We start from the raw sequence: 19,802 nt of genomic DNA, 5'->3' as shown, positions 1-19,802 counted from the left end.
GTGACGACTACCTGCTTCCCACACCCGGCTTGTGGGGTCAGTCCTCGATCAGGTCGATCTCCCAGTTGGTGCGCTGGATCAGGGTGTCCACCTCGCGGATCTCCTTGGCCAGGACGTCCGCCTGGGCGCGGAGCTCGGCGACCGGCAGGGCGGAGAGGATCCTGAGTTCGGACCGCAACTGCCGTACGGCTCCGCGCTGGTCGCGTCCGGAGGCGGCGTCGGCGGCCGCGGTGGTCACCGAGTGGCGCAGCCGCAGGACGTCCCGGCGGGCGAGGGCGTCGGTGAGGGTGCCGCCGCCCTCGACGATCGCGGTGGAGTTGGTCCGGTTGATCTGACGGATCAGCCGCTCCAGCTCGTCCAGCACCTCTCCGGCCTGGGCCAGGACCTCCGCTGCATTCTCGGCCGGTTCCTCGCCCTCCTGGTAGCGGGCGCTGCCGACGACGCGCGCCCGCAACTGCTCCACCCGCCGCACCGCAGCCGCGCGCTGTGCGAGCGCTTCAGCCAGTTTCACTTGATGCCTCCCTCAGGCGCCGAGCATGCGCAGCACCAGGACCCCGTAGCGTTCGCCGAGCTGCTGCGGGGTCTCGCTGCTGCGCTCGTTGTACCAGCGCGCCACGTCGATGCCGAGGGAGGTGACCGCGCGGGCTGCGGTGCGGGTCTCGGGGGTGTGGAAGACGCCGGCTGCCACGCCGTCCTCGATCACCTGCTTGACGGTGTCCTCGATCCGCCGGCGCAGCTCCGCGACGACCTCGAAGTCCTCGGCCGGCAGGGCGCGCAGCTCGTAGTTGACGATCCGGCCGACCGTGTGGCCGCGGGCGTGCCAGGCGGTGAACTCCTCCACCAGGCGCCGCATCCGCTCCAGCGGGTCCGCGCTGTGTGCGGCGGCCTCCTCGACCAGGGCGAGGGTGGCGGCGTGGCCCTGGCGGCTGATCTCGGCGAGCAGGGCGGCCTTGGAGGGGTAGTGGATGTAGAGCGCGGCCGGGCTCATCCCGGCGGCGGTGGCGATGTCGCGGGTGGTGGTGGCGTGGAAACCGCGGGTGGCGAAGGACTCGACGGCGGCGAGCAGCAGGCGCCGCGCGGCCTCGGGGCGCTCCCCGGACCACAGGTCGGCGTGTTGCTGGCTGGTCATGGGCGTCATCCTCGCACGGGCCGGTCGGATGGTCGGTCGGATGGTTGACAGTGTGACCCCGGGCCAACATGCTAAGCAAGCGCTTAGTTACTGACGGGTTCCACAAGGTTCTACGGAGTCGAGGACGGCCATGACGGATTCGTTGAAGGGGCAGGTGGCCCTGGTCACCGGAGCCAGCCGGGGGATCGGACTGGGCATCGCCCGTGAGCTGGTGGCCCGCGGCGCCAGGGTCTGCATCACGGCACGCAACCCCGAGCCGCTCGCCGAGGCGGTCCGCGACCTGGGCGGCCCCCAGTACGCGATCGCGGTCGCGGGCAAGGCGGACGACCCGGCCCACCAGCAGGACGCGGTCGACCGCACCATGGAGGCGTTCGGGCGCCTGGACCTGCTGGTCAACAACACCGGCATCAACCCGGTCTACGGCCCGGTGCTGGAGACCGACCCGGCGGCGGCCGCCAAGATCCTGGCCGTCAACGTGCTCGGTCCGCTGGCCTGGACCCGGCTCGCGCACGCAGCCTGGATGGGCGAGCACGGCGGCGCGATCGTCAACGTCTCCTCGATCGCCGGCCTGCGCACCTCGCCCGGGATCGGGATGTACGGGGTCAGCAAGGCGGCGCTGTCCCGGCTGACCATGGAGCTGGCCGGCGAGCTCGGTCCGAACATCCGGGTCAACGCGGTGGCACCCGCCGTGGTCAAGACCCGATTCGCCGAGGCGCTGTACCTCGGGCGCGAGGAGGCGGCGGCCGCGCCGTACCCGCTGAAGCGGCTCGGCGTCCCCGAGGACGTCGCGGGCGCGGTGGCCTTCCTGCTCTCCGCCGACGCGGCCTGGATCACCGGGCAGACCCTGGTGGTCGACGGCGGCGTCACGCTGGGCGGTGGCCTGTGACCGGGGCGTACGCCGGCCAGGGCGTGGTGGTGACCGGCGCCGGCAACGGCATCGGCGCCGCGCTGGCGGCGGCCTTCGCCGCCGAGGGTGCGCGGGTGGTGGTCAACGACCTCGACGCCGAGGCGGCGCACCGCAGTGCCGAGGCGATCGGCGCCTGCGCCGTCCCCGGGGACGCCGCGAGCCGGGAGGGTGTCGCCGCGCTGATCGAGGCGGCCCGCCAGGAGCTGGGCGCGATCGACGTCTACTGCGCCAACGCCGGCGTCGCCCCGGGCGGCGGTCCCGAGGCTCCCGAGCAACTGTGGGCCTCCGCCTGGGAGGTGAACGTGATGGCGCACGTGCGGGCCGCCGAACTGCTGCTCCCCGACTGGCTGGAGCGCGGCAGCGGCCGCTTCCTGTCCACCGTCTCGGCCGCCGGGCTGCTCACCATGCTGGGTTCGGCCCCCTACTCGGTCTCCAAGCACGGCGCGCTGGCCTTCGCCGAGTGGCTCTCGGCCACCTACCGCCACCGCGGCGTCAAGGTGCACGCGCTCTGCCCGCTCGGCGTCCGGACCCAGATCCTCGAGGACGCAGGCGAGTTCGGCCAGGCGCTGCTCGCAGCCGACGCGCTGGAGCCGGCCGAGGTGGCCGAGGCCGTGCTGCGGGACCTGGCGCGCGACACCTTCCTGATCCTGCCGCACGCCGAGGTCGCCGGCTTCTACGCCGGACGGGCCGCCGACCCGGACCGCTGGCTCGGCGCGATGAACCACCTTCAGCAGAAGATCGTCAAGGAGGACGTGTGAAGGCCTGGCAGGTAGGCGAGTTGGGGCTGCCGCGGGAGGTCATGCGGCTGGTCGAGGACGTCCCGATGCCCGAGCCCGGGGCCGGGCAGCTGCTGGTCAAGGTCCGGGCGGCGGCGGTGAACTTCCCCGACGCGCTGATGTGCCTGGGGATGTACCAGATCAAGCCGCCGCTGCCGTTCATCCCCGGCGTCGAGCTCTGCGGTGAACTCCCCAGCGGGGAAAGGGTGATCGGCAACCCGGTGCTGCCCGGCGGGGCCTTCGCCGAGTACGCCCTGCTGGACGCCGGGTCGGTCTTCGCGGCACCGCCCGCGCTGGACGACGCCGAGGCGGCTGCGCTGCACATCGGCTACCAGACCGCCTGGTTCGCCCTGCACCGGCGTGCGGCGCTGCGCCCGGGGGAGACCCTGCTGGTGCACGCGGCGGCCGGCGGGGTCGGCAGCGCCGCCGTCCAGCTGGGCAAGGCCGCCGGGGCGACCGTGATCGGCGTCGTCGGTGGCGCCGAAAAGGCAGCAGTGGCCCGCGAGTTGGGTGCGGATCTGGTGATCGACCGGAAGAGCGAGGACTTCGTCGCCGCGGTCAAGCAGGCCACCGGCGGACGCGGCGCGGACGTGGTCTTCGACCCGGTGGGCGGCGACGCCTACACGGGTTCGACCCGCTGCATCGCCTTCGAGGGCCGGATCGTGGTGGTCGGCTTCGCCAGCGGCACCATCCCGACGCCGCAGCTGGGCCACGCCCTGGTGAAGAACTACTCGGTGCTGGGCCTGCATTGGGGCCTCTACAACACCAAGGACCCGCAGGCGGTGCGCGCGGTCCACGAGGAGCTGACCAAACTCGCCGAACAGGGCGTGGTCCGCCCGCTGGTGAGCGAGCGACTGCCCTTCACCCAGGCGGCGGATGGCGTCCAGCGGGTCGCCGAGGGCAGCACGACCGGCCGCGTGGTGGTCCTGACCTGAGCCCTCGCCCCTGCCCGACCGGCCCAGGTCCGACCCGTCGACGGGTCGGACCTGGGCCGGCGTCAGGAGGTGGGGAGTCAGGCCGGGAGGTTCACCAAGGCGGCCAGTACGGCGCGGTGGTGGGCCGGGGTGCCCAGGGCGAGCTGGTCGGCCTTGGCGCGCTTGAGGTAGAGGTGGGCGGGGTGCTCCCAGGTCATGCCGATGCCGCCGTGCAGCTGGATGCACTCCTCGGCGGCCCGCACCGCCACCGTGCCGCAGTGCGAGGCGGCCACCGCCACGGCGACGGCCGCGTCCCCGTCCTCCCCGGCGCCGGCGCCGGCGCCGGTGGCGAGGGCGTCGGCGGCGGCCCTCGCGGCGGCCCGGGCGCCGACCAGGTCGAGCCAGAGGTCGGCCAGCCGGTGCTTGAGCGCCTGGAAGGACCCGAGCGGACGGTTGAACTGGCGCCGCTCGCGCAGGTATTCGACCGTGGCGGTCAGGCACCACTCGGCGATGCCCAGCTGCTCGGAGGCGAGCAGGCCTGCGCCGGTGAGCAGGGCCTGCTCCAGGACGGCGGGGTCGGCGGTGAGCAGCCGGGCCGGGGTGCGCTCGAAGGTGAGGTCGGCCAGCGGGCGGGTCAGGTCCAGGGAGGTGCGCGGGGTGGCGGTGAAGCCGCCCTCGACCAGATGGAGTGAGCCGCCGTCGCCGGGGACGACCACCAGATCGGCGCCGAGCGCGTCGGCCACCGAGGTCACCCGTCCACTGAGCGTCCCGTCCGGGTGGACCGTCACCGACGGGGTGAACGGACGCCCCGGAGCGCTGGACAGCGGGACCGCCAGGGTGCCCCGGTGCGAGCCGTCCGCCAGCGAGCGCAGCGCGTCGTCGCCGGTGCGCAGCAGGACGGTGGTGGCCAGCACCGCGCTGCCCAGGAACGGGACCGGCGCCACCGTGCGCCCCAACTCCTCCATGACCACCGCGGTTTCGCGCAGCGAGGCGCCGGCCCCGCCGTGCTGCTCCGGCACCTGTAGCCCGGCCGCGCCGAGCTCGGCCGCCAACTGCCGCCAGAGCGAGGGGCCGTAGACGTCCGGGCCCTCGATCCGGGCCAGGATGCCGGAGGTCGGACTGTGGTCGGCGAGCAGGTCGCGCACGCTGGCGCGCAGCTCCTCCTCGATCTCCGAGTACAGGAGGTTCAACGAGCTCATCTGGCCAGGTCCTTCCATGGCACGTCCTTGTCGGTGCGCGGCTCCGGCGGGAGGCCCAGGACGCGTTCGGCGATGATGTTGCGCAGGATCTCCGAGGTGCCGCCCTCGATGGAGTTGCCCTTGGCCCGCAGATAGCGGTAGCCGGCCTCGCGGCCGTTGAAGTCGACCAGTTCGGGGCGGACCATCGTCCAGTCGTCGTAGCCGAGGCCCTCCTCGGCCAGCAGTTCCACCTCGAAGCCGGTCAACTCCTGGGCGAGCCTGGCGAATCCGAGTTTGGTGCCGGCGCCCTCCGGACCCGGCTGGCCCACCGTCAGCTGCTGGCGCAGCCGTTCGCCGGTGAGTCGGAGCACCTCGGCGTCCACCCAGTGCTTGAGCAGGCGCTGGTGCAGTTCGGGGGTGCGCAGATCGGGGCGGGAGCGCCAGGTGTCGGCGACGATGCCGACCAGGCCGCCCTCGCGCGGGGTGCGCTGGCCGCCGATCGAGACGCGCTCGTTGTTCAGGGTGGTCTGCGCGACCTGCCAGCCCTCGCCGACGGCGCCGAGCCGGTCGGTGTCGGGGATCCGGACGCCGGTCAGGAAGACCTCGTTGAACTCGGCCTCACCGGTGATCTGGCGCAGCGGGCGGACCTCCACGCCGGGGTCGGTCATGTCGCAGACGAAGTAGGTGATGCCCTTGTGCTTGGGCAGCGCCGGGTCGGTGCGGGCGATCAGGATCGCCCAGCGGGCGGTGTGGGCGCTGGAGGTCCACACCTTCTGGCCGTCCACCGTCCAGACGCCGTCGGGGCCGAGGACGGCGCGGGTGGCGAGGGCGGCCAGGTCGGAGCCGGCGCCGGGCTCGCTGAAGAGCTGGCACCAGACCTCCTCGCCGGTCCAGAGCGGCCGCAGCAGGCGGGCCTGCTGCTCCTCGGTGCCGTAGCGCAGGATGGTCGGGGCGGCCATGCCCAGGCCGATGCCGATCCGGCGCGGGTCGTTGTCGGGCGCGCCGGCCGCCGCGAGTTCGGTGTCCACCACGGCCTGCAGGGCGCGCGGGGCGCCGAGGCCGCCGAGTCCGACGGGGAAGTGCACCCACGCGAGGCCGGCGTCGAAGCGGGCGCGCAGGAAGTCGAGGGGTGCGGTGTCGGCAGGATCGAACTCCGAGAGCAGTGCTCTCGTTCGAGAGCGGAGCTCTTCTTCGGGAGCAGTGGTCACGATCGGGCCTCCTGGTACTTCTTCAGTTCACGGCGTGCCAGCGAGCGGCGGTGCACCTCGTCCGGGCCGTCGGCCAGCCGCAGCGTGCGGTTGCCGGCCCACAGGTGCGCGAGCGGGGTGTCCTGGCTGACGCCCGCCGCGCCGTGCGCCTGGACGGCCTTGTCGAGGATCCACTCGACCGCCTGCGGAACGATGATCTTGATCGCCTGGATCTCGGTGTGCGCGCCCCGGTTGCCGACGGTGTCCATCAGCCAGGCGGTCTTGAGCACCAGCAGCCTGGCCTGCTCGATCCGGACCCGGGACTCGGCGATCCAGTCCTGGATCACCCCCTGCGCGGCCAGCGGACGCCCGAAGGCCACCCGCTCGCCGACCCGTCGGCACATCAGTTCCAGCGCCCGCTCGGCGATCCCGATCGCCCGCATGCAGTGGTGGATCCGCCCCGGCCCGAGCCGCGCCTGCGCGATGGCGAAGCCGGATCCGGCCTCGCCGATCAGGTTCCCGACCGGCACCCGGGCGCCCTCGAAGAGCACCTCGGCGTGCCCCCCGTGGTCGCGGTCGTCGTAGCCGAAGACCGTCATCCCGCGCCGCACGGTGACCCCGGGCGTGTCCCGCGGCACCAGGATCATCGACTGCTGGCGGCGCGGGTCGGCCGCCGGGTCGGTCTTGCCCATCACGATGAAGATCCGGCAGTCGGGGTTCATCGCCCCGGTGATGTACCACTTGCGCCCGGTGACCACGTACGAGTCGCCGTCGCGCTCGATCCGCGTCTCGATGTTGGCGGCGTCCGAGGAGGCCACGTCCGGCTCGGTCATCGCGAAGGCCGAGCGGATCTCGCCGGCCAGCAGCGGCTCCAGCCACTGCTTGCGCTGGGCCTCGTCGCCGAACTGGGCGAGCACCTCCATGTTCCCGGTGTCGGGGGCGGCGCAGTTCAGGGCGGCCGGGGCGAGTTGGATGCTGCGCCCGGTCAGCTCGGCGAGTGGCGCGTACTGCAGGTTGGTCAGCCCTGCGCCCAACTCCCCTGGCAGGAAGAGGTTCCAGAGCCCGCGCCGCTTGGCCTCCTGCTGCAGCTCGCCGATCACCGGCGGGATCGACCAGGGATCCCGTGTGGTGTCGGCGAGTTGGGAGGCGAGTTGGGCGGTGAGCACCGGTTCGGCCGGGTAGACGTGTTCGTCCATGAAGGCGGTGAGCTGGCCCAGCAGCTCCTGGGTACGGGCGTCGTAGCCGAAGTCCATGGTCAGCGCTCCTTCAGGGCGGTGAGGCCGTGCTCGACGAAGAGGGGGACCAGCGCGCCGACCCGGTCGAACCCGGAGCCGACCGTGCCGCCCTGGCTGTAGCGGTAGTGGATGCCCTCCAGCACCACGGCGAGCTTGAACGAGGCGAAGGCGACGTACCAGGGCACGGCCGTGACGTCGCGTCCGGAGCCCTGCGCGTAGCGGGCGGTCAGCTCGGCGCCGTTCGGGAACCCGGGCGCCAGCGCCACGCCGGGCAGGACGCCGGCGAAGCGGTCGGCGAGTTCGGTGTACGTCACCAGCAGGCCGAGGTCGGTGAGCGGGTCGCCGAGGGTGGACATCTCCCAGTCCAGCACCGCGGTGATCCGGTCGTCCGGCCCGACCAGCACGTTGTCGAGCCGGTAGTCGCCGTGCACCAGGGTGGCGGCGGGGGAGGTGGGCAGGGCGCCGGCGAGCAGGCCGCGAAGCTCGTCGATGCCCGGCACCTCGCGGCTGCGGGAGGCGTCCAGCTGCTGTCCCCAGCGGCGGACCTGGCGCTCCAGGAAGCCCTCCGGGCGCCCGAAGTCGGCCAGGCCGACTTCCTGCGGGTCGATTGCGTGCAGCGCCACCAGGGTGTCGACCAGGTGGTCGGCCAGCGCGCGCACCCGCGCGGGGCCCAGCGCCGCCAGCGCCGCGCTGTCGCGGTGCGCAGTGCCCTCCACGAACTCCATCAGGTAGAACGGCGCGCCGATCACCTCGGGGTCGGTGGTCAGCCGCACCGTCCGCGGCACCGGCACGGCCGAGCCGTGCAGCGCGCCGATCACGCGGTACTCGCGTCCCATGTCGTGCGCGGTGGCCAGCACGTGCCCCAGCGGGGGCCGGCGCAGCACCCAGCGGGTGGTGCCGTCGGTGAGCCGGTAGGTGAGGTTGGAGCGGCCGCCCTCGATCAGTTCGGCCCGCAGCTCGCCGGTGCCCAGGTGCTCCTGGAGCCGCTGGAGGTCGAGCCCGGGGGGATTGTCCGTCATGAAGTCCTCGGCAGGGTGGGAGGTGACTGACTAAGCGCTTGCTTAGCTTCCTGCCGACGGCTCCCGATGTCAACGGTGACGGGCACGCGAAAGCCGCGCCCACCCCTGCGTGCAGGGGCGGACGCGGCCTCGGGGACTGCCTCAGTGGGCGTCGGAGCGGCGGCGGTGCAGCACGAAGGTCTCCAGCGGGCTGATTGCCCCGTCCGGCTGGCCCACCGTGTAGTAGGTGACGTGGATGCTGGTGGTCGCGCCGGGGCCGGTGCCCGGGTCGACGGTGAAGGCCGCGAAGCCGTAGCTGTGGGCCTGGTCGCGCACGCCCACCCACGGCGCGTCCTCGTAGACGTACACCGGCGGGCGCTTGCCGGTCGAGGCCACCGGGCCGACCCCGGTGATCACCTTGGCCTTGGCCGGGGCGAAGAACTTCTCGTTCGTCGGCGAGGACGTCCCGCCGCCGCCGAGCACCATGTGCACGGTGCCCTGCGAGGTGTCGATCACGTCGGTCGCGGTGGAGACCGGGTTGGGCGTCAGCGTCTCCGAGCCGGAGACCGTGCCGCGAACCGCCAGCGAGCGCTCGTAGTTGTGCTCGTGGCCGCAGACCACCAGGTCCACCTGGTAGCGGTCGAAGAGCGGTCCCCACTGCTCGCGCACGCCGCGGTCGGCGCCGTTGGCGTCCGAGGAGCTGATCACCACCTGGTGCATGCAGACCACGACCCAGTCGATCGACTTGTCGGCCCGCGCCCTGCGCAGGTCCTGCTCCAGCCAGCGCTGCTGGGCGCCGCCGCTGTAGCCGTGCACGTACGCGTCGCCGGCGTCCTGGTAGGCGACGTCGTCGTTCTGCAGCACCACCACGTGCACCGAGCCGACGGTGAACGAGTACCACAGGCCCGCGAATTCGGCGTCGCCGCCGTTGCCGGGCAGGTCGAAGCGGGTCTGGAAGGAGGTGAAGCCGATCGGGCCGTTGCCCTTCTCGTTCTCGTGGTTGCCGGCCGCCGGCATCCACGCCCGGTAGCGGGCCGAGCGGGTGTTGTTGGCGAAGAAGCCCTGCCAGGTGCGCAGCCGGTCCGGGCTGATGTTGGCGTAGCAGAGGTCGCCGTTGAGCAGGTGGAAGAGCGGGTCGACCTGCTCGATGCCGCCGACGATGTCCGCCGAGGCGGGCGAGGCTATACCGCTGGGGACGACGGTGTAGCCGCCCTTGCCGTCCGGCTGCCAGGTGGTGCTGGGGACGGCCTGGTCGCCGAAGCTGGTGAAGGTGAAGGGCCGGCGGCCGTGCGGGGCGGTGCGGAAGCTGCCGGCGTCCGGGCGGCCGCCGTCGTGCAGTGCCGCGTAGGTGTACGAGGTGTCCGGGCTCAGGTTCTGCATCCGGGCGTGGTGGGTGTAGACCGTGCGGCCGCTCGCACCGTCGGTGTACGTACGGGTGTCGGCGTTCACGCTGCGGCCGAACCCGCCGTCCAGCGTGCCGAACTGGACGCGCGGGCGGCGCACCGGGCCGTCCGTGGTCCAGGAGGCGGTCATGGTGCGGGCCGGGTCGGTGCCGAAGGTCAGGTGCAGGCCCTCGACGGCCGGCGCGCCCAGCGCCTCGGGCCGGGTGAGCAGCAGGGGGGAGCTGGGCGCCGACGGGGTGTCGGCCGCGGCAGTGGCGGCGGAGGCGAACAGCGGCGCCGCCGACAGCGCCCCGCCGACACCCGCGATCCGCAGCGCCGTACGGCGGCTCACGCCGCCCGGCTCGCCGGCGTCCGACGTGTCGGACGCCGCAACTGCGGTCAGAGCGGGGTCAACTGGGGCATCGAAGTCATTCTGCACGCGGAACTCCTCAAGTCCGGATCACCGATGGCCGCCTACGGTAAGGGGTTTGGTCGCCGAACTGGTGAACACTGCCCGGCGCAGCCCTGAACGGTTACAGTGGCCTCATGCGTACTCTGCTGCCGATCAGCTGGTGGCCGTCCTAGGACGGCCGCGCATTCCCCATGCCCAGGGCCGTCCGGACGGACGGCCCTTTGTCATCTCCCCTGGCAGGGCCGGCCGGACGGCCCCCACCCAGCCAGGAGACCTCGATGACCGCCACCGCTACCCGCCCCTGCCCTCGCGTGCTGACCGGCGACCGCCCGACCGGCCCGCTGCACCTCGGCCACTACTTCGGCACCCTGCAGAACCGCGTGCGCCTGCAGCGCGAGGGCGCCGACCTGTTCGTCGTGATCGCCGACTACCAGGTCCTCACCGACCGCGACGTGGCCGACCGACTCGCCCTGTACGTCCAGGAGTTGGTGCTCGACTACCTGGCCGTCGGGCTGGATCCGGAGCACACGGTGATCTTCACGCACAGCGCCGTGCCCGCCCTGCACCAACTCCTGCTGCCCTTCCTCGGCCTGGTCAGCGTGGCCGAGTTGCAGCGCAACCCCACGGTCAAGGACGAGATCGCGCACTCCCGGCAGGTGGCGGTGAGCGGCCTGATGCTCACCTATCCGGTCCACCAGGCAGCCGACATCCTATTCTGCAAGGCCCAGTTGGTGCCGGTCGGCCAGGACCAGCTGCCGCACCTGGAAGCCACCCGGACCATCGCCCGCCGCTTCAACGCCCGCTTCGGAAAGCCGGGTTCGCCGGTCTTCCCGGAGCCGCAGGCGCTGCTCTCGCAGGCTCCGCTGCTGCTCGGCACGGACGGCGGCAAGATGAGCAAGAGCCGCGGCAACGCCATCGCGCTCGGCGCGAGCGAGGACGAGACCGCCCGGCTGCTGCGCGGAGCCGTCACCGACGCCGACCGCCGGATCGCCTACGACCCGGTCGGCCGCCCGGAGGTGTCCAGCCTGCTGACGCTGGCCGCGCTCTGTCTGGGCAGCGATCCGCAGGCGGTCGCGGAGGGGATCGGCGACGCCGGGGCGAGCCGGCTGAAGGCCGTGGTCACCGAGGCGGTCAACGAGTACCTGCGCCCGGTCCGCGCCCGCCGCGCCGAACTCGCCGAGGACCGCGGGTACCTGCGGGACGTCCTGGCGCGCGGCAATGCCCGGGCCAACGAGGTGGCGCAGGCGACGCTGGCGGAGGTGCTGGAGGCGATGGGGATGCACTAGTCAACTTGACCCGGTTCTGGAGGGCCGGGCTTGGAGGTAGGGCGCGGCTGGCTGCCGCGTGACCTCCTCCGTCTGAGCCACCTACGGGGTGGCTGGGACGCGTGACTCACGCCCCGCGATCCACACAGCCTCGCCTTTGCGGGCGATGTTGCGGGATGCATTGTGGTCCGCGTGCATCATGACGCCGCAGGCGCGGCACGCGAACACTGATTGCGTCGCCCGGTTCTTCCGTTCGACGTGGTGGCACTCGGAGCACTGCCGGCTGGTGTACGCCGGATCGACGTACACCAGCGGCACCCCGGCCCGGCGCGCCTTGTACTCCACGAAGGAGGCGAGCTGGCGAAAGCTCCACGAGTGCAGTTGCTGCCGCTGTTCCTTGCGAAGCCGTACCCGGCTGCGGATGCCCGTGAGATCTTCTAGGGCGATACCGGAGCCGGTGCGTTCAGCGGCGGTGACGATGGTCTTGGAGATGACGTGGTTCTGATTGGCGGTGTGCCGCTGTTCCTTGCGGGAACGCTTCTTGAGGAGCCGCTTCGCGGACTTCGTGCCCTTGGCCTGCAACTTCTTCCGCAGGTCGAGCTGCCGCCCGCGGTGCCGGTTCAGGGCGCGCCCAGCGGCCCGGTAACCGGTGCTGGTGGTGGCGATGTTGACGATGCCGAGGTCCACGCCCACGAACCCAGCGGGGTTCTCGTTCAATGGGGTCTCGGGTATGTCGCAGGTGGCGATCAGGTAGAACGTGCCGTCGCGTTCGATCAGATCGGATTCGCCCTGCCGGTGCTCGCGCAGGGTCGTGAGGGCGTCCGGGGAGCACGCGAACCGCACAGTCTTGAGGCGACCGGCGGTCGTCCATATCGACACCGTTCCGGCGTCGTACTGCCAGGACAGGCATCGGTCATCGTAGGGCTGCGCCGAGTCGGGTCGGAAGAGGACCGGTTTGGACTCGGCCTTGATCCGGCGCTTGGAGCCCGGCCTGCCGAGGTTCCCGGCACGGATGTTCGCCTTCAACGCGGTGTAGGCGTCCCGGACCTTCTTGATGACGTGCTGGGCGGCCTGTGCCCCCAGGCCGCGCGCCTTCAACTCGGCGTAGGTGTGCTTGCGCAGCTCGTACTCTCGCGGCACACCGCGTTCGAACGCCACGCCAGACACCCAGCACGCCGATTCGTTGACCGTGCGCAGGGTCGCCGACAGCGCGGCGGCCTGGTCGGTCTCCGGTATCAGCTTCACCTGCACGACGACCTTCACGAGCGTGACCGTACCACTGCTCTGAGTCACCATGGGTGGCCAACCATCAACATCCGCAGGGGCCGTACGGTCGCCTGCGCCCTCCGTGCCCCCGTCCCACTTCGCCGCATCCTGCGGCGGCGCACCCCTTTCGATCATCAAGTACATCGAGAACCAGAAATGCCCCAGTGCCGCGGCGACACCCCGCATCGCCGGGACTCAGGAAGCGATTCCTCCCCGGCCTGAACGCCCGGGAGCCTCGCTAGATCGCGCTGAAACGCTACTGGGACGTGCGGCGGCAGGAGACTGCTGGAGGTCGAACCAGTAGCCATCGGAGGATCCTCCAAAGCCGGGCGCCCGCTGATCTTCTGCAGCCGGACCTCTTGACTACGGGTGAGGGCCTTTCTAGATTTCCTGCAACGCGGAAGTTAATTTCCGCGATACGGATTCCCTCCTCGTCGTCCAGGCGCGGGCGAGCCCGTTCACGCACTCATGGGCCGGACCTGTCGCCGCAGGGGCCGGTAGGTGAGCGGTCCCCACCGCCCACCAGGGTCGTCCCAGCGTCACCCGTGCCCGTCCCGCACTTCGGTCGCGTTCCCGGACCCGAAGCCACCCGCGGTGGGCCGCCCCCGTACGTTCGGGGCCGGACCCGCCGCCCGCCCGAACGCCCGTCTGGGACGTTTCGGGCGTCCGATGCGGAGGGACGGAAGAACTCATGAGTCGTCGTCAGGACGTCGAGCGGCAGACCGAGACGGTCGAGACGGTCGTGCACCCCGTGGACGAGATGCTGCCACCGGGCAAGATGGCCGCCGTCGCACTCCAGCACGTGGCCACCATGTACGCGGGCGTCGCCGCGCCGCCGCTGATCATCGGCGGCGCGGCCGGCCTGACGGCGGCCCAGCTCACCACGCTGCTTGCCGCCGCCCTCTTCGTCGCAGGCATCGCCACGCTGCTGCAGACCCTCGGCTTCTGGAAGGTCGGCTCGCGGCTGCCGTTCGTCAACGGCATCTCGTTCGCCACCGTGTCGCCGATCCTGGCCGTGGTCGCCGTCCGGCACGGCGCCGCGCTACCGCTGATCTTCGGCTCGACCATCGTCGCGGGCCTGTGCTGCTTCCTGTTCGCGCCGGTCTTCTGCCGCCTGGTCAGATTCTTCCCGCCGGTGGTCAGCGGCACGGTGATCACGCTGATCGGCGTCTCGCTGCTGCCCGTCGCGGGCAACTGGGCGCAGGGCGGCGACGCGCACGCCCGCGGCTACGGCTCCCTGACGAACCTGGGCCTGGCTGCGGTGACGCTGCTCTCGGTGCTGCTCTTCAACCGGTTCCTCACCGGCTTCCTGCAGCGCATCTCGATCCTCTTCGGCCTGCTGGTCGGCACCCTCGCCGCGATCCCGCTGGGCCGGATCGACTTCCACGCGCTGCGCAGCCTGCCGGTCTTCGAGCTGCCGCACCCGTTCGCCTTCGGCGCACCGAAGTTCGAGGCCGCCTCGATCGTCGCGATGCTGGTGGTCATGGTCGTCTCGATGACCGAGTCCACCGCCGACATGATCGCCCTCGGCGAGGTCGTCGAGCGCCCGGTCGACGACCGGACGGTCGCCGGCGGCCTGCGCGCGGACGGCCTCGCCACGGCGTTCGGCGGCGTCTTCAACGGCTTCATCTGCACGGCCTTCGCCCAGAACATCGGCCTGGTGGCGCTCACCAAGATCCGCAGCCGCTACGTGGTCGCGCTCAGCGGCTGCTTCCTGATCCTGATGGGTCTGATGCCGGTGGTCGGCGGCCTCGTCTCGCTGGTGCCGCAGCCGGTGCTCGGCGGCGCGGGCGTGATGCTCTTCGGCACGGTCGCCGTCGCCGGCATCCGCACCCTGGGCAAGGCCGACCTGAGCGCGGGCTCCAACGCCGTCATCGTCGCGGTCAGCCTGGCCTTCGGCATCTTCCCGATCGCCTACCCCGACTTCTACAACGCCCTCCCGCAGCAGGTCGCCACCATCCTCAGCTCCGGCATCTCCGCCGGCTGCCTGCTCGCCGTCACCCTCAACCTCCTCTTCAACCACCTCGGCCGCGGCCGCGAGATCCCCCCGGCGTACGTCCCGGAGGCGCAGATCGCGGCCCTGGGCAAGGTCGACCAACTGAGCGAGCACGCGGGCTAGCGGGGGACGAGCCCGTCAACTGACAGACGGTTCGTCGTACCCGGCGTGCGGGCCCGCGGGCCCGCACGCCGCCTTCGCCTTCTGAGCAGCAGTTACCTGCTGGATCATCAGGACTGCCAGGACTGAGGCGACGATGTCGACCAGAACAATGTAGGGCGAGTTGGGATTGCCGTTCAGGTCGATCACCATATAGGCCGTGACTCCGACAGACTTGGCGAGCCATGCCGCCCACCAGGCGTTGATCACCCAGGGGCTGCCGGTCGCACCGCCGGCACTCCAGATGTCCAGTGTGATCCGGCGAGGAGCCCACCACATCACCCCCGGGGTGAACCACGTCCCGACCGTGGTGTTCGCGGCGTACTTGTGCTTGCCAGGTGCGAAGACCTCGGCGTTGAGTCGGCAGCGCCGGAACCAGCAGAGGAACACCACCACAATGCCCAGGAACAGCGGCATCGTGAGCCGGGCGGTCGCGGTGAAGAACGTTGAGCTGATTCCGTCGGCTGTTCCCAGGATGACGTGCATGATGATCAGCACCTGCGTGGCCACGGCCAGCGGTCGGGGATCAGCGAGCTTTCCTCGGTAGGCGACGGCGTGTGGACTCGGACGTGTTGCTTCGCCTACGGGTACTGATTTCACGGACGGACCCCCACCAGATATGCCTGCACCTTGCTCGCGCCACCAGCAGCCCCGAGCGCGACATCCTCTCAGGCACCCGCCCCTCGCTCGCGCCCGGTAAGGACTTCCAAGGACCCCCTGATCCGCTCCCTGTTCGGTGACGAGGAGCTGGCGCAGATTGCCGAGCACCGGATCCGCGTCGGCGGCAGCACCGAGCGGGACGCGGTCGAACTCGCGGTGGCGTGGACCGGGAACGTCCGCAAGATCGACGCCGACCGCGGGCTGCCCTCCTCCGACCGCAGCGTGTGGAGCGAGCACGACCTGGTCGGGACACTCTTCCTGCGCGACCACCTACCGGCCTCCGGCCCCATCGCCGAGGACCTGGCCCGCTATCCGTCAGCTAGGAGCGTGTCCCGGTAGCGGAAAACCCGTAGGCGCGCTCGACCTTGGCCACGTGGACTGCGAACGAGGCATACCAGTGCTCGCGCCCGTGCGCACGGGTCAGCGCGTGCTCCGCGTTATTCCGCCAGGCCGCTATCGACTCCTCATCGCTCCAGTACGACACCGTGATCCCCAGGCCGTCCGCGCCGCGAGCCGAATCGACGCCGAGGAAACCCGGCTGGTCGGCAGCCAGTTTCAGCATCTGCTCGGCCCTGTCCCCATAGCCCTCGTCACCCGGGGTCCGCACGGACGTGAACACCACCGCGTAGTAGGGCGGGGCGGGTAGCGAGGTGGGCGCAAGATCGGTCACGGAGGTCCTCCAACTGGCAGCGACGGGCGGTATCGCCTCAAACGATCTCGCGCACCCACCTGAACCCACAACCCCGTTGCCCAGTCCAAGGGGTGTCGTCGCGGTGGTTCGTGACTATGCCTCGCGGTCACTTCGCAGGGCCTGGATGAGCCAGGGGTACACCGGGATCAGGTTCGGTACCACCTGCCAGCCGTTGACGATCCACACCAGCCGCCAGTAGCGGTCCACCCGGGGATCGTGCGCCTCTTCGAACTGCTGGGCCATCCAGTCCCGGAACTCCGCGTCAGGGGTGCGCGCGAACACCTCGGCGAAGCGGCGGACGAGGTCGTCGATGACCGGTGCAGCCCTGTCGCCGAGCGGGTCGATGCCCGACTCCCGGGCCTCGGCCACCTTCTGACGGGTGAACTCCATCAGCTCCTCGCCGGCCTCGCTCTCGATGTCGAGTATGCGCCCGGCGGCCTGGTACACGGCCGTTCGGCGCATCCGGGCCCGGAAGTCCTCGTCGCCGACCAGCTCGGCGAGCTCCACCCAGGCGGCGACCTGCTCGCTGGACGGATCATCGGGGAGGTCGGGAGTGGCAGCGCGAACCATGGCCGCCACGGCTGGGTCGGCAGCCGGCGTGCCGAAGGTGCCGTCCATGAAATCGTCGATCAAACGTCGGCGTTCCTCGCCGGACAGCTGGGTGAGCCTGTGCATGAGCTTGGTCTCCTCGGGGTTGGACCCGCGGCCGGCCACGACTCGCAGAACGCTCCGACGCAGTTGCAGCATCCGGATCTGGACGTCCAGGGCGTCGGCGTGCGCCGCGGCGACTTCCGCCACCGAGAGCTCGCGGTCCAGTACCCGTTGAATCGTGGCCAGGTCCATGCCCAGCTCGCGCAGTGTGCGGAGGAGTTCCAGACGACGCAGTGCGTCGAGGTCGTAGCGCCGATAACCGGCGGGACTTCGGGTAGTCGGCGCCACCACCCCCGAATCGGAGTAGAACCGGATGGTCCTCACGGGCAGACCGGTCCGCCGGGAGAGCTCCCCGATCGAGTAGAGGGTCGTAGCGTCCATGTCCCCCACTCTGCTGTCTCCAGTCACTGGAGACTCAAGGCTACATATCGCTCGGTGGAGTGACACGACAAGGGACGCCATCCGTTGTCCAGCGAGCAGTGGTCCTGCAACATCTCGCCGAGCGCCTGGACCTGGGCCTGGCCGACGGTGGCCTCATGAGAAATCTGTACGCACGAATCATCCGGCCCACCCCCTCTGGTCAACGTGGCCAACGTAGCGGGCCCAGTGACCGGGATCCCTGCGAAGACCAAGGGATGGGGTCGGTTGCCACCGACACAGTCGGGGTGCGGCCGATCAGCTGTGCCACGTACCTCGTGGTGTTCCGAGGGGGCGCAGTGCCGCGCAGACTGCCGGCCGGCGAGCGGGCTGGGCGTCCGGGCGCGGCGGAGGCGCTCGCCGGCAGGTGGCCGCGAGGTGTTGTGTGTCAGGTCGTGTTATCCACGTCGAGCGGCGGCAGTCCCGCCGACTGCGTGCGCTGTCGGGCGCGGCTCCGGGCTAGGAACACGCCTGCGGCCAACCAGCCGAAGAGAAAACCGGCTACCCAGACATCAGTCCGTGCCGGGGGGCGGATGAGGGCCCGTCCAGCAGGGTTGGGCCCCGAGCTGCCCTGTGGGGCGTGAAGTGTCATGCGCTCAGGTATACCGGCCTGCCGCCGCGAGCGGCCGGACGTCGCCCGGACGGGCGGACCACTCGTGTCGGGATCCGGCCTTCGGCAGTCCGTCAGATCCGCGCGATGTTGGCCAGCGCGCGGGCCAACAGCTCGGTGCTCTCGGCCAGTTCGGTGCCGACCGCGGTGTCCGGGTCGGCGTGCTGCGTGACGGCCGCCTGCAGCAGCAGCAGGAGCAGAGCCTGTGCCGTGTCGCCGGTCGCCTCGACCAGAGCCCGGCCCTTCAGCGATCGGTGGGGCTGTAGGAGGCGAGCAGCGCGGCGAGGCCGGTTTCCAGAGCGAGGGTTCCGCCGGGCTCCGCGAGCCGCTCGGCGGCCGTTCGCAGGGCGGGCGTCTCCTGGGCCGACATGTGTTGCAGTCCGAGTCGGAAGCCGATTTCCGGGGCGGTGGGGTCGTCGACCATGGCCTGGAGGTCGGTGAGGATGAAGCCGAGCGTCCAGGCGGTGACTGCGCGGTAGGCGTGGACGGCGCTCTGCCGGTCGAGGCCGGATTGTTCGAGCAGGGTGAGCACCTGTTCATGGGTGCGCAGGACGGCCTGTGGGCGACGTGCCATGGGGACGGCGAGAATGCGGGTGGCCAGCAGCGGGGCCATCTGCGGGTGGGACAGCGCGACCTGGTAGGTGGCGCGCACGATGCGCTGGAGTCCGGCCTGCCAGTCGGTGGCGGGTGGCGGTGCGCAGTGCGCGAGCTCCTGTTCGATGTGCTCGTAGAGAACCTCGACCAGGCCGTCGAGCAGGGCGTCCTTGCCGTTGGCGTAGCGGTACAGCGACATGGCCTCGACATCGAGTTCGGCAGCCACTTTGCGCATGCTCAGGGCGGACAGGCCCTCTCGGTCGACCAGGTCGAAAGCGGTCTTCAGTACGCGGGAGCGACTGAGCCGGCCGTAGCGGCCGCGGTCGCCGGTACGCCTTGCCGGCTCGGCGCTGCGATTGGTCATGGCTTCCCCTGGGCGTCGTTGCCGGTGTCGGTGGAGACCACCCGCGACCTGATATTGACCTATGGGACTGAAGGTACCATGATGGACCTTACGCCGTAAGCCTACGATGCTAGGTTACGTAGCAAGGCTGAGACAGAGGGGCCCGTTCGGGCTCCGGTCACACGATCCGCGCACCCGCGAAGACGTCCCCCGCCGGTCCGCGATCCCAGTTCAGCGCACACCGCCGCCAGACGTACCAGGTGATCCGGATGCTCCTCCTCAGGCCTACCGCCACTCGCCCGGCAGTGTCCCCCGGTCCCAGACGACCGCCGGTCGATCTGGAGATCATCGTCCCCGCCCGGGACGAGGAGGGCCGGCTGCCGGCCACCCTGGAGGCCCTGTCCAACCTGCTCGTCGCCCGGCCGTGGTCCTCGGCCGTCGTGGTGGTCGACAACGACAGCGTGGACGAGACGTCGCAGGCCTGCCGCACCCGCGGCAGGCCTGCGATCGCGACCTACGTGATCGGTTGCAGCGACCACGGCAAGGGAGCCGCCGTCCGCCGGGGCCTGGCGACCTCGACCTCGCGGTACACGGGCTTCGTGGACGCCGACAACGCGACCCCGGTCGGTCACCTCGACCAGGCGATGGACCTGCTCGCGCAGGGCTGGGACGCCGTGATCGGTTCGCGGTTGGTCGAGGGCTCCCGCCCACCGCCCAGGCAGTCGGCGCTCCGGCAGGGCGGCAGCTGGCTGTTCCACCGCACGGCCCACCGACTGCTGCCCGGCATCGCCGACAGCCAGTGCGGATTCAAGTTCTTCGACGGTGCCCTGGTCCGCAGCGTGTTGCCGCGGTGCCGGATCGACGGATTCTCGTTCGATGTCGAGTTGCTCTCCCTGATCGCCCGCGCCGGCGGACGGATCGCGGAGATCCCGGTCGACTGGTCCGACATGCCGGGCTCCACCTTCTCGGCCCGACGCGATGGCCTGCGGTCGATGGCCGACCTCTACCGTATCTCCCTGGGCAGGTGAGGGC

The 19,802-nt window shown here is 71.1% G+C and carries 19 protein-coding genes; 7 read left to right on the top strand and 12 right to left on the bottom strand.

Translation table 11 applies throughout. The features are described from left to right. Positions 1-37: 37 nt before the first annotated feature. Together P3T37_RS32505 and P3T37_RS32500 are read right to left on the bottom strand one after the other, a co-directional pair. On the bottom strand, positions 38-511 hold the full coding sequence (locus tag P3T37_RS32505) for a DIP1984 family protein (protein WP_280727520.1): 474 nt from the start codon (positions 509-511) through the stop codon (positions 38-40). A gap of 12 nt (positions 512-523) precedes the next feature. After that, the gene (locus P3T37_RS32500) at positions 524-1,129 is read right to left on the bottom strand and encodes a TetR/AcrR family transcriptional regulator (RefSeq protein WP_280727519.1); all 606 of its coding nucleotides are present in this window, start codon (positions 1,127-1,129) and stop codon (positions 524-526) included. 130 nt (positions 1,130-1,259) lie between these two features. On the opposite strand from P3T37_RS32500, the gene P3T37_RS32495 reads away from it, so the two are divergent. The 3 genes from P3T37_RS32495 to P3T37_RS32485 are packed head-to-tail and all read left to right on the top strand — an operon-like array spanning position 1,260 to position 3,747. Continuing rightward, a complete protein-coding gene (locus P3T37_RS32495; protein ID WP_280727518.1) occupies positions 1,260-2,015 on the top strand; it encodes an SDR family oxidoreductase in 756 nt (251 codons plus the stop codon). Continuing rightward, positions 2,012-2,794 carry an SDR family oxidoreductase gene (locus P3T37_RS32490; RefSeq protein WP_280727517.1) on the top strand — a complete coding sequence of 261 codons (783 nt, stop codon included), beginning with the start codon at positions 2,012-2,014 and terminating at the stop codon, positions 2,792-2,794. The genes P3T37_RS32495 and P3T37_RS32490 overlap by 4 nt, the downstream gene beginning before the upstream one ends. Further along, positions 2,791-3,747, top strand: a complete 957-nt coding sequence (locus tag P3T37_RS32485; protein WP_280727516.1) for an NADPH:quinone oxidoreductase family protein — start codon at positions 2,791-2,793, stop codon at positions 3,745-3,747. Before P3T37_RS32490 ends, P3T37_RS32485 begins: the two co-directional genes overlap by 4 nt. 77 nt (positions 3,748-3,824) lie before the next feature. On the opposite strand, the gene P3T37_RS32480 is transcribed toward P3T37_RS32485, so the two are convergent. The 5 genes from P3T37_RS32480 to P3T37_RS32460 form a co-directional block, all read right to left on the bottom strand. Beyond that, the gene (locus tag P3T37_RS32480; protein WP_280727515.1) at positions 3,825-4,925 is read right to left on the bottom strand and encodes an acyl-CoA dehydrogenase family protein; all 1,101 of its coding nucleotides are present in this window, start codon (positions 4,923-4,925) and stop codon (positions 3,825-3,827) included. Then, on the bottom strand, positions 4,922-6,112 hold the full coding sequence (locus P3T37_RS32475) for an acyl-CoA dehydrogenase family protein (protein ID WP_280727514.1): 1,191 nt from the start codon (positions 6,110-6,112) through the stop codon (positions 4,922-4,924). Before P3T37_RS32475 ends, P3T37_RS32480 begins: the two co-directional genes overlap by 4 nt. Further along, positions 6,109-7,344, bottom strand: coding sequence for an acyl-CoA dehydrogenase family protein (locus P3T37_RS32470; RefSeq protein WP_280727513.1), 1,236 nt, complete (start codon positions 7,342-7,344; stop codon positions 6,109-6,111). Before P3T37_RS32470 ends, P3T37_RS32475 begins: the two co-directional genes overlap by 4 nt. A gap of 2 nt (positions 7,345-7,346) precedes the next feature. Next, the gene (locus P3T37_RS32465; protein WP_280727512.1) at positions 7,347-8,345 is read right to left on the bottom strand and encodes a phosphotransferase family protein; all 999 of its coding nucleotides are present in this window, start codon (positions 8,343-8,345) and stop codon (positions 7,347-7,349) included. 141 nt (positions 8,346-8,486) lie between these two features. Then, a complete protein-coding gene (locus P3T37_RS32460; protein WP_280727511.1) occupies positions 8,487-10,145 on the bottom strand; it encodes a metallophosphoesterase family protein in 1,659 nt (552 codons plus the stop codon). Positions 10,146-10,396: 251 nt separating this feature from the next. Between P3T37_RS32460 and trpS the strand changes: the two genes are divergently transcribed. After that, positions 10,397-11,404, top strand: coding sequence for a tryptophan--tRNA ligase (trpS, locus tag P3T37_RS32455; protein WP_280727509.1), 1,008 nt, complete (start codon positions 10,397-10,399; stop codon positions 11,402-11,404). Between the two features lie 81 nt (positions 11,405-11,485). On the opposite strand, the gene P3T37_RS32450 is transcribed toward trpS, so the two are convergent. Continuing rightward, a complete protein-coding gene (locus P3T37_RS32450; protein ID WP_280727507.1) occupies positions 11,486-12,679 on the bottom strand; it encodes a transposase in 1,194 nt (397 codons plus the stop codon). Between the two features lie 661 nt (positions 12,680-13,340). Here P3T37_RS32450 and P3T37_RS32445 point away from each other — a divergent pair. After that, entirely contained in the window at positions 13,341-14,768 is a 1,428-nt protein-coding gene (locus tag P3T37_RS32445) for a nucleobase:cation symporter-2 family protein (protein WP_280727506.1), read from the top strand. Positions 14,769-14,783: 15 nt separating this feature from the next. Here P3T37_RS32445 and P3T37_RS32440 read toward each other — a convergent pair whose 3' ends face one another. Next, complete coding sequence (locus P3T37_RS32440) at positions 14,784-15,314, bottom strand: DUF4328 domain-containing protein (RefSeq protein ID WP_280727505.1); 531 nt, start codon at positions 15,312-15,314, stop codon at positions 14,784-14,786. Positions 15,315-15,434: 120 nt separating this feature from the next. On the opposite strand from P3T37_RS32440, the gene P3T37_RS32435 reads away from it, so the two are divergent. After that, positions 15,435-15,803: a hypothetical protein gene (locus P3T37_RS32435; RefSeq protein WP_280727504.1), complete on the top strand. Its 369-nt coding sequence runs from the start codon at positions 15,435-15,437 to the stop codon at positions 15,801-15,803. On the opposite strand, the gene P3T37_RS32430 is transcribed toward P3T37_RS32435, so the two are convergent. The 3 genes from P3T37_RS32430 to P3T37_RS32420 all read right to left on the bottom strand — a co-directional run bounded on the left by P3T37_RS32430 (position 15,784) and on the right by P3T37_RS32420 (position 18,791). Continuing rightward, positions 15,784-16,134 carry an antibiotic biosynthesis monooxygenase gene (locus tag P3T37_RS32430; RefSeq protein WP_280727503.1) on the bottom strand — a complete coding sequence of 117 codons (351 nt, stop codon included), beginning with the start codon at positions 16,132-16,134 and terminating at the stop codon, positions 15,784-15,786. The two genes, P3T37_RS32435 and P3T37_RS32430, sit on opposite strands and share 20 nt — an antisense overlap. 114 nt (positions 16,135-16,248) lie before the next feature. After that, positions 16,249-17,187: a MerR family transcriptional regulator gene (locus P3T37_RS32425; RefSeq protein ID WP_280727502.1), complete on the bottom strand. Its 939-nt coding sequence runs from the start codon at positions 17,185-17,187 to the stop codon at positions 16,249-16,251. Between the two features lie 890 nt (positions 17,188-18,077). Continuing rightward, positions 18,078-18,791, bottom strand: coding sequence for a TetR/AcrR family transcriptional regulator C-terminal domain-containing protein (locus tag P3T37_RS32420; protein ID WP_280727501.1), 714 nt, complete (start codon positions 18,789-18,791; stop codon positions 18,078-18,080). A 284-nt stretch (positions 18,792-19,075) separates the two neighbouring features. Between P3T37_RS32420 and P3T37_RS32415 the strand changes: the two genes are divergently transcribed. Further along, complete coding sequence (locus P3T37_RS32415) at positions 19,076-19,798, top strand: glycosyltransferase (protein ID WP_280727500.1); 723 nt, start codon at positions 19,076-19,078, stop codon at positions 19,796-19,798. The last annotated feature ends 4 nt before the right edge of the window (positions 19,799-19,802 follow it).

Origin of the sequence: Kitasatospora sp. MAA4 (assembly GCF_029893355.1) — a bacterium.
Lineage (GTDB): Bacteria > Actinomycetota > Actinomycetes > Streptomycetales > Streptomycetaceae > Kitasatospora.
The sequence above is the reverse complement of the archived record's forward strand: the minus strand, read 5'-3'. Positions and strand labels throughout refer to the sequence as shown.

Coding starts and splice junctions, on each gene's coding strand:
- P3T37_RS32500 (WP_280727519.1), bottom strand. CDS start 1,129: ATGACCAGCCAGCAACACGCCGACCTGTGGTCCGGGGAGCGCCCCGAG.
- P3T37_RS32495 (WP_280727518.1), top strand. CDS start 1,260: ATGACGGATTCGTTGAAGGGGCAGGTGGCCCTGGTCACCGGAGCCAGC.
- P3T37_RS32480 (WP_280727515.1), bottom strand. CDS start 4,925: ATGAGCTCGTTGAACCTCCTGTACTCGGAGATCGAGGAGGAGCTGCGC.
- P3T37_RS32470 (WP_280727513.1), bottom strand. CDS start 7,344: ATGGACTTCGGCTACGACGCCCGTACCCAGGAGCTGCTGGGCCAGCTC.
- P3T37_RS32465 (WP_280727512.1), bottom strand. CDS start 8,345: ATGACGGACAATCCCCCCGGGCTCGACCTCCAGCGGCTCCAGGAGCAC.
- trpS (WP_280727509.1), top strand. CDS start 10,397: ATGACCGCCACCGCTACCCGCCCCTGCCCTCGCGTGCTGACCGGCGAC.
- P3T37_RS32450 (WP_280727507.1), bottom strand. CDS start 12,679: ATGGTGACTCAGAGCAGTGGTACGGTCACGCTCGTGAAGGTCGTCGTG.
- P3T37_RS32445 (WP_280727506.1), top strand. CDS start 13,341: ATGAGTCGTCGTCAGGACGTCGAGCGGCAGACCGAGACGGTCGAGACG.
- P3T37_RS32425 (WP_280727502.1), bottom strand. CDS start 17,187: ATGGACGCTACGACCCTCTACTCGATCGGGGAGCTCTCCCGGCGGACC.
- P3T37_RS32420 (WP_280727501.1), bottom strand. CDS start 18,791: ATGACCAATCGCAGCGCCGAGCCGGCAAGGCGTACCGGCGACCGCGGC.